Consider the following 13,589-nt stretch of genomic DNA (forward strand, 5'->3'; position numbering starts at 1 on the left):
ATCATGTTCTCCTTTTTCCAAGCGGCTGAAACGCTTCGCTGTCTTCACGGATTACTGTACTTTTCAAGGAATCGAGCTGTTCGATGCAAAGTTTTTGAAGAAAGAGTGTTTTTTCTTTACGGGTCATGTGTTTGATTGTATCGGTAGCTATCGCCTGGTGTTGGCGAACCCAGATTTCCGGTTTTTGCTGGTGGCCGAACGAATAATAAAAGCTGAGTGGCACAACAGGCACTTCCGGGCAATGTTCCATCAAGTAAGCGACGCCTGTCTGAAAAGTCAGGGGCCTTGTTTCAAGATGGAATTCATCTCCTTGAGGGAACAGCACAACAGACTTTCCTTGTTTTAGCAAGGCTTCTGCATACTGGAGAGAAGTTAAAATTTCTTTCGGTTTTTTGCGGTTGATGGAAAATGCACCTAAATAGCGGAAATAACGATGCTTTTGGAGTCCTTCTTCGTGCATCATCATATGGATATCATGCCGCCAGACTGTGCGGTTCAGATAGAAAAACAGCAGACCGTCCCACCAAGAACTGTGATTAGCAATAAATAATACCGGCTTCTCAGGAATGGGTTCTACACCTTGCCCGAGCAACCGTGAAAAAGATGTACGGATGAGCGGCGTCAAGTACATATTAAAACCAGTTTCAAACAGCGCAGATTTTTTGGCATTGATCATACAGGTCGCCTCTTCCATGCTACTAAAACAATCAAAGCAGTTAAACTAGTGGTTAAGAAAGCAGCCAGCCATAATCCACCGATTGCTCCAAGCATAATGAACATGGCAATCATCAAGACATACAGAAGAACCATCCGTTTTTCAGGCAATTCAGATGCCATAACCATAGATTTCTTTTTCATCAGCATATCGATTATCAGATGAAGGACAAATGCCACAATGAACCAGCCGGAAAAATTAGTCCACGGTATATCATAGTAAAGTCCGGTATCTTCCCAAATCCAATACTGTTTGATTTGAAAGGCTACAGGATCAATAATCAAATCAATGATGACCGCCCCGATGCCTCCAACTGCTGCATACAATAAACCGCCGCCAGGCACAATCCAACGTGCCACAACGTGTGTCGTAGCCATGACCATTAACCAGGCAAAACCAATGGCAATTGGTACGCCGAAAAGATTCGGTGCAAAGCGGTCTGTATAGTCATAGGACCCAAACAGGAAGCCGCTGTCTGCACCTGCCCACTCCACAATAAACGTGGAAAAGAAAATAACAATGCCTAGAGCCGAACCGCTAATAGCGCCAAAACGCTTTATGAAATATAAAAAACCGAGTGTACCGGCCAGCATCAGAAAGAATGCATTTGCCCATTCCAGCCAGGAAGGCAGAAGGTCAAAGCCAAGCAAAATGACACCACATATGTACCAAAAAATAAAAAGCTTAAAAATTCGATTTTCCCACACCCTGAACAGCCCCTCAATAAAATTGACTTATACAAAGATTATACAGGAGTAGGATCGAAATATGAAAACCATAGCCGTCGGGAAAGCAGAATCTATGTAGTTAAAGTCGAAACAATGCTCTGCAGCGTTTTGATTTTGCGAAATGAGGGCATAAAATCGTATATCTCTATGCATTCATATAATATTTTTGCATACTCTGCGGCCATAATTTTTAGGAAATAGCGTGTTTATTTAGATAAAAGTAATAATTTTAATAAATTTTTTTGAGTTAAATTCTAACCCTAATGCCTTCTATAGCAAGCTCTCAGCTTGTTATTCTGTTTATCTGATAATATTGTCAGTGTTGAATTTTCTGTAAACTGTTGCAGGGTTTCCTGCATAATAGTATACTTTAGAAGAGTAAACGAGTGTGTTCTTCATGTGGAGGCGTTAAATGTGCAGGATTTACTGCGGAGTGTGTCTAATTCTTATTCGGAATTTAGTTCCGGGCAAAAAAAAGTTGGTGACTTGTTCTTTAAAGAGCCTATTTTTTTAGCGTTTTCTTCTGCTCTCGAAGTGGGCAGAAGAGTCAATGTTAGTGAGTCAACGGTGATTCGGTGGACACAAAAGCTTGGTTACACAGGGTACACTGAATTCCAACAGGTCGTGCAGCGAAAATTGGCTGAAGAACGCATCGAAAAGGCAGAGCAAAAAATACCAGAACCTGTCGCAGATCAGTCTTTTTTAGAAAATCTTCTTGACGCGGACATCTCGAGCATTGTGAAACTGAAAGAAACCATCAAAGAAGACGAACTTCTTCGAGTGGTCGACAGCATTAGTCTGGCGGATCGGATTTATGTAACAGGGAATTTTTTCGATTATGGTATCGCGCATTGGTTTTCCAACTGGCTGAATATGGCACTTGATCATACGGAGATGATGTATTCATCAACCGGAGAGTACTACACCCAACTTTCTAAAATGGGTAAAGGAGATTTGGTTATTGCTTTCGTGTTCCCACGTTATACCAGGGCAGTCATCGATACATTAAAAAGCGCCAAATCACAAGGTGCAGATATCGTAGTTTTGACAGATTCGGCAGATTCTCCAGCTCTTGCTTATGCCGATCACGTTCTAAAGGTATCTGTGAATACGAACCTAAACATTGATTCCTATACTTCTGTACATGCACTTTTGACTTCAATTATGCGATTTGTCTACGTGAAAGAACAAGAAAAAATAAACGGCAACTTGGCAAAAATTGAAGCGCTCTACAAAGAGCGGAATATCTTTATGTAATCACGCTCAATTTACTGGGAACTTCCAAAACGTCTCGACGATTTGGTCAATTATAAACGAAAAGGGGAGAGAAAGATGAAAAAGAATTTATCATTTTTAACCGTAGTTTTTTCCGCAGGAATGTTATTGGCAGCTTGCGGTGGGGACGACTCAACCAGTTCGGAAGAAGGATCAAGTACAGAGGGCGACAACAGTGATTTGAATTTGCTGGAAGAAGGAATGTTTACAACTGCATCAAGTGGACTTTACAAGCCGTTTAATTTTGAAGAAGGCGGCAACTTGACTGGATTTGATATTGATATTGGCAATGCACTTGCAGAAGAAATGGGTCTGGAACCAAACCCAGTGACAACGCCATTTGAAACGATCATCCAAGGATTAACGACAAATCGTTACGATGCCATTTTAGGATCTATGGCTATTACTGAAGAGCGTGCAGAGCAAGTCGCATTTTCTGATCCTTATTACTATTCAGGCGGTGTTATTTTCGTACGTTCCGGAAATACGGAAATTACTTCAGAAGCTGATCTTGAAGGCGCAACAATTGGTGTTGTTGGACAAAGTACGTATGACACAGCTGCGCAAAACTATACAGATGATATTCAATACTACAGCAGTGATGTAGTGGCATTGCAGGATTTAGAAGTTGAAGGACGTTTGGACGCAGTTATCACAGCGGATGTAGTAGGATTCGAAGCGCAAAATGCTGGAATTGAAATCGAAATGATTGGCGATCCATTATGGATCGAACAAGCTGCTGTTGCTGTACGACAGGAAGATGAGGCTTTGCTCGAAGCGATAAATGAAGCTCTAGCTGCGATTGTTGAAAATGGCACATACGATGAAATTTCTCAGGAATGGTTCGGACGTAACCTCCTCGATGTAGATCTTGAAGGAATTGAAATTCTCAACTAAACAAGCTGAGAACGGGAGGAGTGGCGTTTATGCCAGAGATATTTGCAACAGTTTACGATGTATTTATGCGAACATACCCTGGATTTTTAGAAGCCACTGTCGTTACACTGCAATTGACAGCAATTGGTGTTATTTTGGGAACAGTTATCGGGTTGGTCTTTGCACTGATGAAAATTTCAGGATCGAAAATCTTACAGGCTATTGCCAATATTTACATCACAATCATTCGTGGTACACCACTGATTGTGCAAATCATGTTTTTATATTTCGGGATTGTTGAAATTTATACCATGTCCAATTTTTGGGCAGGAGCTATAGCACTGGGTATTCACAACGGTGCCTATATTGCAGAGATTTTCCGCGGCTCGATTCAAGGGGTTGATCCAGGGCAGCGTGAAGCCAGTATGTCGCTTGGGATGGGACGTCGCCAGACCATGAGCCGGATCGTCTTTCCGCAAGCTTTGCGCCGTTCGATTCCGCCGCTTGGCAACCAGTTTATCATTACATTGAAAGATTCTTCACTTGTCTATATTATCGGTGTAGCAGAAATCTTCTCACTCGGAAATCGGGAAGCTGCGCAATCGTACCAGCCATTTGAGTCTTTCTTGGTCGTTGCACTTTACTACCTGGTGCTCGTCATGATTTTCACATTCTTGTTGCGTTTGTATGAAAACAAACTCGATGTCGATAAAGCCTAAGGAGGGCCTAACATGATTATTGGAGAAAACATTCATAAATCCTTTGGTGACCTCGAGGTGTTGAAAGGCGTAGATCTTCACGTCAAACCCCAGGAAGTTGTGGTTCTTGTCGGAGTCAGTGGCTCCGGGAAAAGCACACTCCTCAGGTGCTTCAACTTTCTTGAAATGATTAATGATGGCAAAATCACCATCGACGGCCATACCGTCGATCCGAAAAAGGATAATTTAACAAAAATCCGCGCTGAAGTTGGTATGGTGTTCCAGCACTTTAACCTTTTTCCTCATAAAACAGTATTGGAAAATGTAATAGAAGCACCCGTTACTGTAAAAAAGATGAAAAAAGAAGAGGCTAAAAAACTGGGAATGGAATTGTTGAAAAAGGTAGGCTTGGAAGAAAAAGCAGATGTTTACCCGAGCAAGCTATCTGGTGGGCAAAAACAACGCGTTGCAATTGCCCGGTCACTTGCCATGCAGCCGAAGGTCATGCTGTTTGATGAACCAACGTCAGCACTTGATCCAGAGCTTGTGGGAGAAGTTCTCCAGGTCATGAAGCAACTAGCTGAAGAAGGTATGACCATGGTCGTTGTTACCCATGAAATGAAGTTCGCGAAAGAAGTGGCGGATCGCATCATCATGATTGACGAAGGAACGATTATTGAATCAGCAGATCCAAAGAATTTCTTTGAAAATCCACAAAATGAGCGGACAAAGCAATTTATTCAGCTAGTTGAGTAACGAATTGGGTAATGGGCTTAAAATACTAAGCGGATAAGGGGGAGTCAGTTCAAATGAACTGATTCCTTTTTTCTTTTATTAATTGGTGTTTGCTGAATCACAAATCGGTTAAGCTATAAGTAATTAGAGAACTTGAGGAGGCAGAAGGGATGAGAATCGAAGATATTATGACGACAGACGTCGAGACATGTAGACCTGGATCAACGCTTCAAGAAGTTGCCTCGATGATGCGTGAAATAAACGTAGGATCAATTCCGATCTGTGAAGATGGCCGCTTGGTTGGAATTGTTACAGATAGAGATATTGTAGTTCGTGGAATTGCTGAACAGATTCCAAGCGACGCTGCTATATCAGAAATTTTGTCAGCGGAAGTTATTACCGGAACGGTGGGCCATACCATAGAAGAAGTGGCTGAATTGATGGCAACTCACAAGATTCGCAGACTGCCCATTGTGGCAAACGAACGAATCGTTGGGATTGTTTCATTAGGAGACTTGGCTATAAAAGACCTTTCGTCTAATCACAATGCAGAAAATACCATTATTGAAATCTCAGAACTGGATTAAACTGAAGATCGCAAAGAAAGCCCTTCCACGTAGGAAGGGCTTTCTGCAGCAAAATTATTCATCTTTTTCAATGATAGAAGCCGAAATCATCGGCATATCTTCTTCGGCGTTTCCTTCAAAGATGCCATCCGCTGTAATGCTGTCACCCACTTCTACTGGAGTTTCTGCCATATTTCGAACGTAGATACGGTTTTCTCCAGCAACAATAATAAACGAAGGAAAGGCGATGTCGTCTGCCAACTCTTCGACAGTTCCTTGTACAGAAACTCCAGTGCCTTCTTCAACCGTTCCGGAAGCAAGTTCTTCAAAACTCACAAATTCCGCGTTTTCAGCTTCTTCTGGCGCGGTTGGATCCAATTCTCCATCAGGGGCAGTCACTTCCGTCTGGCTTTCTTCCGTTACATCAGGTGCCTCGTCCCCACAGGCAGTCAACAACAAAACTAAACTTAGTGGAACCAAAAATTTATACATACTGCCACGCTCCTTCAAAAAATACTAATAGTTGAATATACCCTGTATAAAACACTTCCTAACCCTTAAGTTTGAGTGCGGAAGTAGCGGACATTATATATTGTTAAACCGAGAAAGAATCAAAAGTATTTATTTTAATCCATTGAAACGGTCGAATGCATGAAGCGTCCATATATTTGGTTAGAAAAACAAGCTTATTCAAAGGTCTTGATTTTGAAACATACGGAGTTGCAAAATAGAAAAAATGAAATACAGGATCCTGCGATGAATATTGTCACTATCATCCAAATCAAAAGTTTTTGGGGAGGAGTTGAGTACATTTTATATACGATCCAAAAGATCAATATAGCCTACTCGCACTCAACCAATCGATGCATTAGTGCTATAAATTAGAACATGAAAAAAGTTCACGCATCGTCAACGTGAACTTTTATATAGTAAGATGTCTTGCTTATCTGTCTTCTGCCTGCAATTCTCACTGACTTCTTCCGCATTTCACCAGTCAAACTCTTCCGGATACTCTGCTTTTACAGCAATTTCATGAATCGGCTTTTTGTGAGGTGTAGCGGCTGCCAGTACCTGATTGCGGAAGGCTGTATAGTCCTGATCCTGCACAGCGAGTTTCATGGCGATAGCGGACAAGCTTTGTTCCCGCTGCTGTTTGGTCATGCCGATGTATTTCAAGTTTAAAAGGTCAACATATTGGATGGCATAATCATTTACTGTCACCGGTTGGTTGAAAGCTTTTGCAATTAGAGCGAATTCTGTCTCGGGAATATGCCCTTGCAGGCAGTCGAGAACCAAAGATTGAAAGCGGATAATGACTGGCAAGTGAACATCCCATGTTGGAAACTCTTTATCTTGCTGATAAAATTTCACGAAATCCTTCAAGGCGATGGCGGCGTAAATCAATTCCGGCCATAATACTTCGACAGAAAAGTAGATGTTTTTATCAGGAGCGATAAACTTGTGCTGTTTCATGGTATGTTCGTGCAGTCCGTTAAAGACGAAATCCACATTGCGGTCTCCCTGGGCAGCGTGGCGAATTTCATAGGAAATGCCAAGAATCCGCATGCGCGATCCTTCGTAGCCGTAATACTGGTCTTCCTGTCCGATTACTCGGTAGATGGCCTGATTCAGTTCATCCAAATCAAAATAATCACCGCTTATTTTAACACCTGTATGGTTCGGCGTGCTTTTCATCGTCAGCATGTCAATGTCCTCCTCAGCGTTTAGGTGTGTAACCGAGTTGCTTAAAAAGCTCGTCGCGTTCTGTTTGGGTCAAATCGCGCCATTCGCCAACAGGCAAGTCCCCCAACGTAATATTCATAATTCGCACACGCTGCAAGGTCCGAACCTCATAGCCAAGTGCTGAACACATCCGCCGAATTTGGCGGTTCAACCCTTGCTGTAAGGTTAGTTTAAATGTGTAAGTGGATAGTTTGTCCGCTTTTGCAGGAAGCGTCTTTGTATCAAGTATTTCTACGCCAGATTCCATTTTGGCTAGAAAGGATTCCGTAATGGGCATATCCACTTTGACGATGTATTCTTTCTCGTGTTCATTTTCTGCACGCAAAATTTCATTGACGATGTCACCATCATTGGTCAAAAGGATAAGCCCCTCAGAATCTTTGTCGAGGCGCCCCACATGAAAAATGCGCTCGGAATGATTTACATAATCGACAATGTTGCCTTCAATATGCCGTTCGGTTGTACTGGTAATGCCAACCGGTTTGTTTAAGGCCAAATAAACATATTGATGTTTTGGCTGTTTGATGAGCTTGCCGTCTACATAGACTTGGTCGCCGGCCTCGACTTTGCTGCCGAGTTCTGCTGGCTGTCCATTGATCGTTACACGGCCCGCTTCGATAAATTTATCGGCTCCACGCCGGGAAGTAATTCCTGTTTCGCTTAAAAACTTATTGATTCGCATAATCGTTTCCTTTCAGTTCCAGATTTCCGACTGTCGTTCTTATTATACATGAACTAGATAAGCGAATAAAAATTTTTGATGTTTCACAGTTGCAATTTTTAGATTAGTTTGACAATATAGAAGGGAAGCTGTTATTGATGCGCCACGGTTAAAAAAGGATAATGTAAGCGCGTACATAACGGTAAACTGAGAAAAAGGGAGAGATGGGAATGGTCTATGCAGTTCCAAACACAGAGGGCTCGAAAGTTACGTTTAAAAACAGATATGAAAATTTTATAAACGGAGAGTGGAAAGCACCAGTAAAAGGTCAATATTTTGACAACGTGTCACCAGTAACCGGCAAAAAGTTTACGGAAATTGCCCGCTCTACGGCTGAAGACGTCGAACTGGCTTTGGATGCAGCGCATGCAGCAAAGGATGGCTGGGGCAAAACTTCGGTCACTGAACGTGCCAATGCACTGCTAAAAATTGCAGATCGGCTGGAACAGAACCTGGAAATGCTGGCAGTTGCTGAAACTTGGGATAACGGCAAGGCTGTTCGTGAAACGTTAAATGCTGATTTGCCTTTGGCCATAGACCATTTCCGTTATTTCGCTGGAGCAATTCGGGCGCAGGAAGGTTCACTGAGCCAAATTGACAACGACACTGTAGCTTACCATTTCCATGAGCCGCTGGGTGTTGTCGGTCAAATCATTCCGTGGAATTTCCCGATATTGATGGCTGTCTGGAAACTGGCACCGGCTCTTGCTGCTGGAAACTGTGTGGTTTTGAAGCCTGCTGAGCAGACACCGGCAAGTATTCTGGTGCTGGCTGAACTGATTAGCGATATTCTCCCTCCTGGCGTATTAAATATCGTCAATGGATTCGGCCTTGAAACAGGGAAGCCTCTTGCTTCGAGTCCACGCATCAGCAAAGTTGCATTTACAGGTGAAACAACTACCGGACGCATGATTATGCAATATGCTTCCCAAAACCTGATTCCAGTAACCTTAGAGCTGGGCGGAAAATCACCTAATATTTTCTTCAAAGATGTTATGGATCAGGATGATGCGTTTCTTGATAAAGCAATCGAAGGATTTGTCATGTTCGCTTTGAACCAAGGAGAAGTTTGTACATGTCCATCCCGTGTGCTGATTCATGAAGACATTTATGATGAGTTTATGGAACGTGCAATCAAGCGCGTGGAAGCAATCAAGACCGGCAATCCGCTTGATCCGGAAACAATGATGGGTGCACAGGCATCTACAGAACAAATGGAGAAAATCCAATCTTACTTGGATATCGGCAAACAAGAAGGCGCTAAAGTACTTGCAGGAGGCGACCGCAATCACTTGGATGGCGAACTGGCTGAAGGTTTTTATATCCAGCCGACAGTATTCGAAGGCCATAACAAGATGCGTATTTTCCAGGAAGAGATTTTTGGGCCGGTCGTATCTGTTACGACGTTTAAAACAAAAGAAGAGGCACTTGAAATTGCCAATGATACCTTATATGGACTTGGTGCAGGGATTTGGACGCGCGATACGAATACCGCTTACCGTTTTGGCCGCGGCATTCAAGCGGGTCGCGTTTGGACAAACTGCTACCACCAATATCCTGCTCACGCAGCATTTGGCGGGTACAAAATGTCCGGATTTGGCCGTGAAAACCATTTGATGATGCTCAATCATTACCAACAGACGAAAAACATGCTGGTCAGCTACAGTGAAGACAAGCAAGGGTTCTTTTGATCCCACGGAATATCCATCCAGAATTTTGAGGATTACTTGAAAGTAGGGATAGCAATGGTCGAACGTGTAATTGCGACAGATGCTGCCATTGAATTGATCGAATTGCTGAAGGAAAAGCACGGACCCGTCATGTTTCATCAATCTGGAGGCTGCTGTGACGGCAGTTCACCGATGTGTTACCCAGAAGGTGATTTATTTATCGGAGATCAAGACATCCTGATGGGAGTCATCGGGGACAGTAAATTTTACATGCACAAAAATCAGTTCGAATACTGGAGCCACACCCAGCTAATCATTGATGTCGTACCTGGGCGCGGCGGAATGTTTTCTTTGGAAGGCGTAGAAGGCAAACGATTTTTGACAAGGTCAAGAGCGTTTACCACAGAAGAAACCAAGGAATTGCAGGAACAGATGTAAAAGCAAGCCGGATGCAATTGCATCCGGCTTTTTATCGTCCATTAATATTGAAAAATCTCTGGAAACCTTTATGCATCAAGGGTTTTGGGTGGAATTCATGCTGGGGAAATGGTATAATTTCAGTATGAAAGGTGGTCATCCAGTTGACGAAATTAGTGAACCGAGTTTCCCATGAACAAGCCAATCACGCGATTTCCCGCGCTTCGCATTCTCTGGTTACAGAAGGATTTGATGTAACACATGAGGATGAGAACTTCGTTCGATCGGTATTGACTGGTGAACGGACGGAAGCACAATTCCATCAGGCCATCAAAAGGAAGTTTAATGTCTAAGTATCAACACAGTTCAATGTATTGCTATCCTGGGACCGACGTATTGATTAATCTATTCGATGTGCAGGATGAAGAAAAGCTGAAGGAGCTTGAGAAAGTCTACTCGCTGCTTCGTCTTTCAGAACTTCAAATACAAAAACCGGCAGACCCTTTGGATGTTCAGGCATTTTTAGCTATCCATAAAGTTCTTCTCCAAGACATTTATCCTTTTGCCGGGGAGTTGCGGAAAGAAATGATTTCCAAAGGGTCTTCTTCTTTTGCTCATCCGAAGCACATTGAGGTCCACTTGCTGAAAATTTTTGCTGAATTAAAAGCAGAGAAATACTTGAAAGAAATGCCGCGGGATCAGCTGATTTTACGGCTTGCTTACTTTTTATCAGAATTGAATGCACTTCATCCTTTCCGGGAAGGCAATGGGCGCAGTGTCCGTGAATTTGCACGTCAATTGCTGCTGAATGCCGGCTACCGGCTGGACTGGGAAAAAGTGCTGGAACCCGCAGAGATTATCAATGCTTTTGTTGATTCGTTTAACAAAGACAACGATCGTCTGGAAGGGCTATTGGATGAAATTATTACGCCATAAAAATGCCAGTTGCTCAAGGAGCGCTGGCATTTTCTATTCGCTGGGATTAGGATGCTTCTGAAGCCAGTCGATGCCAAATTCGATCAGTGAGTTCATCTGCACAATTTGGGTTTGTGCTTGGCCTAACCAGCCTTTTGAAATATTGCCTGGAAAAGCTTTCGCGATTTCCGGAAACCGGTCTGAATCCATCTCGACGCAATCGTAGGTCTGCCAAACGCGATTTCCATCTTTTAAAACCGCTGCTCCCTGCGGGGAAGTAGAACGGTTTTTTTGTACAAATTCAGCATAATGGAGAGCTGTACACGAATCAAAACCGACGCCAACCAACAGGATTTTCACATTAGTCTGGAGCATTTTTGCGAGTGGGGATCGTTTTCCGAACGAATCATCTATCGGCTGTTCACTCATCCAATCGGCTGCTTGGCTGCCCCACGCAATAAAAGAATGCGAAGGGTGAGGGCTCCGTATCGTCAATGGGTGACGATGGAAAGTTTCCGCGATTTTGCCCATGCCGCGCATTCCGCTTAAATGGGGATCGAATGCCGGCAGCTGTTCACGGATTGGCTGATGCCAATTTTCAGGAACTGGCGGCTCCATCCAGTACACAGGGTCTGAGTTGTCCGCTGACTGGGCGGGCATGACCAATGTGCCTGTTTCAGTAATTGTCTCCATCAACGCTTCTACGACCGCTTGAGCGCCCCCTGCGATCCACCCCATAGACTTCAGCGAAGAATGAACCATTAGCGCATCTCCTGCCGCAATGCCAAGTTGCTGAAGTTGTCGTTTTAACGTCGTTTTTGATTGAAATTCGGGTGTGTTTAAAATATTCAATAACTCTGACATAAAGTATCCCTCCGATTTCATTATATTATAAAGGAAAGCCTGCTGTTTGGGGAAACCCCCCATCGGTCCGGCAATAGAGAAAGGAATGATGGCAATGGAAGCAAGACCTATGAAAGACTCAAGAACCATTCAGACAAAATTGGTGCTCCCGCCGGACACCAATCACATGGACTCTATATTTGGTGGCAAGGTATTGTCCTATATTGATGAAATTGCAGGAATTACAGCGATGAAGCACGCACGGCGCCAAGTTGTAGTAACCGCATCCATCGATTCAGTGGACTTTCTGTCTTCTGCGCGTGTTGGGGATGTATTGGAGCTCGAAGCGAACGTTACATCGACGGGACGGACTTCGATGGAGGTTTACGTTCGAGTAAAATCGAAGAACCTGCAAACAGGCGAAGAAAAACTGACGACTGAATCGTTTTTGACGATGGTCGCCATGGGAGACGATGGCAAACCAACGCCAGTTCCACCAGTTTTAGCTGAATCAGAAGGCGAAAAACGATTTTTTGAAACAGCTCCTGCCAGACGCGAACACCGGAAAATGAGAGTAAAAACACCAAGATAACCAAAAAGGTGCATGGACTAAAATCCATGCACCTTTTTTCATTATTCAATCGGTGTTTCACTGCCTGATTTTACATTTTCCAATGCATTGCCTGGTTCGCTGCTGATGACAGACAGGCTGCCGTCTGTTTCCAAAACCACTGCCTTAACTTTCTCGGTAGAACCGAATCCCGTATTGCGGATCGCCTGCAAAATTTCAATTTCTTTAATTCGCTCTTTTTTCATGGCACCCCTCAAAAATTGTCCATCCAAGAACAGCAGGCTGGGTTCTGATTTGATGATGTTATTAAACCAGCTGGAGTGGACGGACATCAAGGTGAATACATACTGCAAAAATATCAATGTAGCAAAAGCAGTAAGCCCTTCAAGAAGGCTGGTACTGCTGTTTAATAAAACAGTGGCCAAGGTTGAACCTAAAGCTACTGTCACCACCAAATCAAAAGCGTTCAATTTCGTTAATGTCCGTTTACCTGAAATGCGTAAAAAAATGACCAATCCAACATAAGCCAGGAAGCCAACTGTCACAATCCGAATAAAACTGTTGAGTGTAATTTCAAACATAATTATTCCTCCTCAATTTGTATTTCTCTTATGAATTTATCCACATGTTGATAAGTTCTTTTTATGCAAGAATATCAGCAAAATTCAAATATCTTATCCACATAGCACACAAAATCGAGGCTTTTTCTGTGTATAAAGATGAGGAAATCAGAAAAATCACTCATGAATGACAAGCTTGGGTGTTTTTGCTGATGTTCCCTGTGTTTCCCTCTAGGGTTATCAACAAACATGATTTGAAAAGAAAGGGTTGCTGTTTTGTGCAGCGGGAATAGAAGGAGAAATAAATTGAAGCGGGGAGCAATTGCCATGAAGGATATTTTAAAACTGACTCGTTATGTCGGCCTGTTGATTTTTTCGTTAGGAGCATTGTTTACGATTGCAACTTTAGTCAATTTTATATTCAGTTTGACGGAGGCTTTGTGGCTTCAAATTTACTTTATCCGGTTGTATTTGTTTTTTGCAGTTTCCGGAATTCTGCTGTATATTCTTATCACATTTCGACGAAAAAAAGAGTAGCCGAGGCTACTCTTTTTCT

At 43.0% G+C, this 13,589-nt stretch carries 18 protein-coding genes; 11 read left to right on the plus strand and 7 right to left on the minus strand.

The features are described 5' to 3' along the window. Window position 1: 1 nt before the first annotated feature. Together AC4EHK_RS02025 and AC4EHK_RS02030 are read right to left on the minus strand one after the other, a co-directional pair. The gene (locus AC4EHK_RS02025) at window positions 2–676 is read right to left on the minus strand and encodes a lysophospholipid acyltransferase family protein (protein ID WP_490977129.1); all 675 of its coding nucleotides are present in this window, start codon (window positions 674–676) and stop codon (window positions 2–4) included. Then, window positions 673–1,422, minus strand: a complete 750-nt coding sequence (locus AC4EHK_RS02030) for a carotenoid biosynthesis protein (RefSeq protein ID WP_490977130.1) — start codon at window positions 1,420–1,422, stop codon at window positions 673–675. The genes AC4EHK_RS02025 and AC4EHK_RS02030 overlap by 4 nt, the downstream gene beginning before the upstream one ends. Before the next feature lie 435 nt (window positions 1,423–1,857). Here AC4EHK_RS02030 and AC4EHK_RS02035 point away from each other — a divergent pair, with 435 nt between their 5' ends. The 5 genes from AC4EHK_RS02035 to AC4EHK_RS02055 all read left to right on the plus strand — a co-directional run bounded on the left by AC4EHK_RS02035 (window position 1,858) and on the right by AC4EHK_RS02055 (window position 5,614). Continuing rightward, entirely contained in the window at window positions 1,858–2,700 is an 843-nt protein-coding gene (locus AC4EHK_RS02035; protein ID WP_490977131.1) for a MurR/RpiR family transcriptional regulator, read from the plus strand. Between the two features lie 75 nt (window positions 2,701–2,775). Further along, on the plus strand, window positions 2,776–3,615 hold the full coding sequence (locus tag AC4EHK_RS02040) for a transporter substrate-binding domain-containing protein (protein ID WP_490977132.1): 840 nt from the start codon (window positions 2,776–2,778) through the stop codon (window positions 3,613–3,615). 29 nt (window positions 3,616–3,644) lie between these two features. Then, a complete protein-coding gene (locus AC4EHK_RS02045) occupies window positions 3,645–4,313 on the plus strand; it encodes an amino acid ABC transporter permease (RefSeq protein ID WP_490977133.1) in 669 nt (222 codons plus the stop codon). 12 nt (window positions 4,314–4,325) lie between these two features. Next, a complete protein-coding gene (locus tag AC4EHK_RS02050; RefSeq protein ID WP_490977134.1) occupies window positions 4,326–5,048 on the plus strand; it encodes an amino acid ABC transporter ATP-binding protein in 723 nt (240 codons plus the stop codon). A 149-nt stretch (window positions 5,049–5,197) separates the two neighbouring features. Next, window positions 5,198–5,614 (plus strand): CBS domain-containing protein, encoded by a 417-nt coding sequence (locus AC4EHK_RS02055; protein WP_490977135.1) that lies wholly within the window; start codon window positions 5,198–5,200, stop codon window positions 5,612–5,614. Window positions 5,615–5,668: 54 nt separating this feature from the next. Here the strand turns inward: AC4EHK_RS02055 and AC4EHK_RS02060 are convergent, their stop codons facing one another. The 3 genes from AC4EHK_RS02060 to rluF all read right to left on the minus strand — a co-directional run bounded on the left by AC4EHK_RS02060 (window position 5,669) and on the right by rluF (window position 8,018). Beyond that, window positions 5,669–6,085: a hypothetical protein gene (locus tag AC4EHK_RS02060; protein ID WP_490977136.1), complete on the minus strand. Its 417-nt coding sequence runs from the start codon at window positions 6,083–6,085 to the stop codon at window positions 5,669–5,671. Between the two features lie 495 nt (window positions 6,086–6,580). Beyond that, a complete protein-coding gene (locus AC4EHK_RS02065; RefSeq protein ID WP_490977137.1) occupies window positions 6,581–7,297 on the minus strand; it encodes a DUF6904 family protein in 717 nt (238 codons plus the stop codon). Between the two features lie 13 nt (window positions 7,298–7,310). Next, complete coding sequence (rluF, locus tag AC4EHK_RS02070) at window positions 7,311–8,018, minus strand: 23S rRNA pseudouridine(2604) synthase RluF (protein ID WP_490977138.1); 708 nt, start codon at window positions 8,016–8,018, stop codon at window positions 7,311–7,313. 209 nt (window positions 8,019–8,227) lie between these two features. Here rluF and adh point away from each other — a divergent pair, with 209 nt between their 5' ends. The 4 genes from adh to AC4EHK_RS02090 all read left to right on the plus strand — a co-directional run bounded on the left by adh (window position 8,228) and on the right by AC4EHK_RS02090 (window position 11,080). Then, window positions 8,228–9,748 carry an aldehyde dehydrogenase gene (adh, locus tag AC4EHK_RS02075; protein WP_490977139.1) on the plus strand — a complete coding sequence of 507 codons (1,521 nt, stop codon included), beginning with the start codon at window positions 8,228–8,230 and terminating at the stop codon, window positions 9,746–9,748. 54 nt (window positions 9,749–9,802) lie between these two features. Next, on the plus strand, window positions 9,803–10,165 hold the full coding sequence (locus tag AC4EHK_RS02080) for a DUF779 domain-containing protein (RefSeq protein ID WP_490977140.1): 363 nt from the start codon (window positions 9,803–9,805) through the stop codon (window positions 10,163–10,165). A 143-nt stretch (window positions 10,166–10,308) separates the two neighbouring features. Beyond that, window positions 10,309–10,497 carry a hypothetical protein gene (locus AC4EHK_RS02085; RefSeq protein WP_490977141.1) on the plus strand — a complete coding sequence of 63 codons (189 nt, stop codon included), beginning with the start codon at window positions 10,309–10,311 and terminating at the stop codon, window positions 10,495–10,497. Further along, window positions 10,490–11,080: a Fic/DOC family protein gene (locus tag AC4EHK_RS02090; protein ID WP_490977142.1), complete on the plus strand. Its 591-nt coding sequence runs from the start codon at window positions 10,490–10,492 to the stop codon at window positions 11,078–11,080. Before AC4EHK_RS02085 ends, AC4EHK_RS02090 begins: the two co-directional genes overlap by 8 nt. Window positions 11,081–11,113: 33 nt before the next feature. Here AC4EHK_RS02090 and AC4EHK_RS02095 read toward each other — a convergent pair whose 3' ends face one another. After that, window positions 11,114–11,923 carry an AAC(3) family N-acetyltransferase gene (locus AC4EHK_RS02095; RefSeq protein ID WP_490977143.1) on the minus strand — a complete coding sequence of 270 codons (810 nt, stop codon included), beginning with the start codon at window positions 11,921–11,923 and terminating at the stop codon, window positions 11,114–11,116. A gap of 94 nt (window positions 11,924–12,017) precedes the next feature. Between AC4EHK_RS02095 and AC4EHK_RS02100 the strand changes: the two genes are divergently transcribed. After that, window positions 12,018–12,494 carry an acyl-CoA thioesterase gene (locus tag AC4EHK_RS02100; protein WP_308786219.1) on the plus strand — a complete coding sequence of 159 codons (477 nt, stop codon included), beginning with the start codon at window positions 12,018–12,020 and terminating at the stop codon, window positions 12,492–12,494. Window positions 12,495–12,535: 41 nt separating this feature from the next. On the opposite strand, the gene AC4EHK_RS02105 is transcribed toward AC4EHK_RS02100, so the two are convergent. Next, a complete protein-coding gene (locus AC4EHK_RS02105; protein ID WP_490977144.1) occupies window positions 12,536–13,054 on the minus strand; it encodes a DUF421 domain-containing protein in 519 nt (172 codons plus the stop codon). A 285-nt stretch (window positions 13,055–13,339) separates the two neighbouring features. Here AC4EHK_RS02105 and AC4EHK_RS02110 point away from each other — a divergent pair, with 285 nt between their 5' ends. Beyond that, a complete protein-coding gene (locus tag AC4EHK_RS02110; RefSeq protein WP_490977145.1) occupies window positions 13,340–13,570 on the plus strand; it encodes a hypothetical protein in 231 nt (76 codons plus the stop codon). Window positions 13,571–13,589 lie beyond the last annotated feature (19 nt).

The sequence above is a fragment of the Planococcus sp. TJ-307 genome (genome assembly GCF_058268435.1).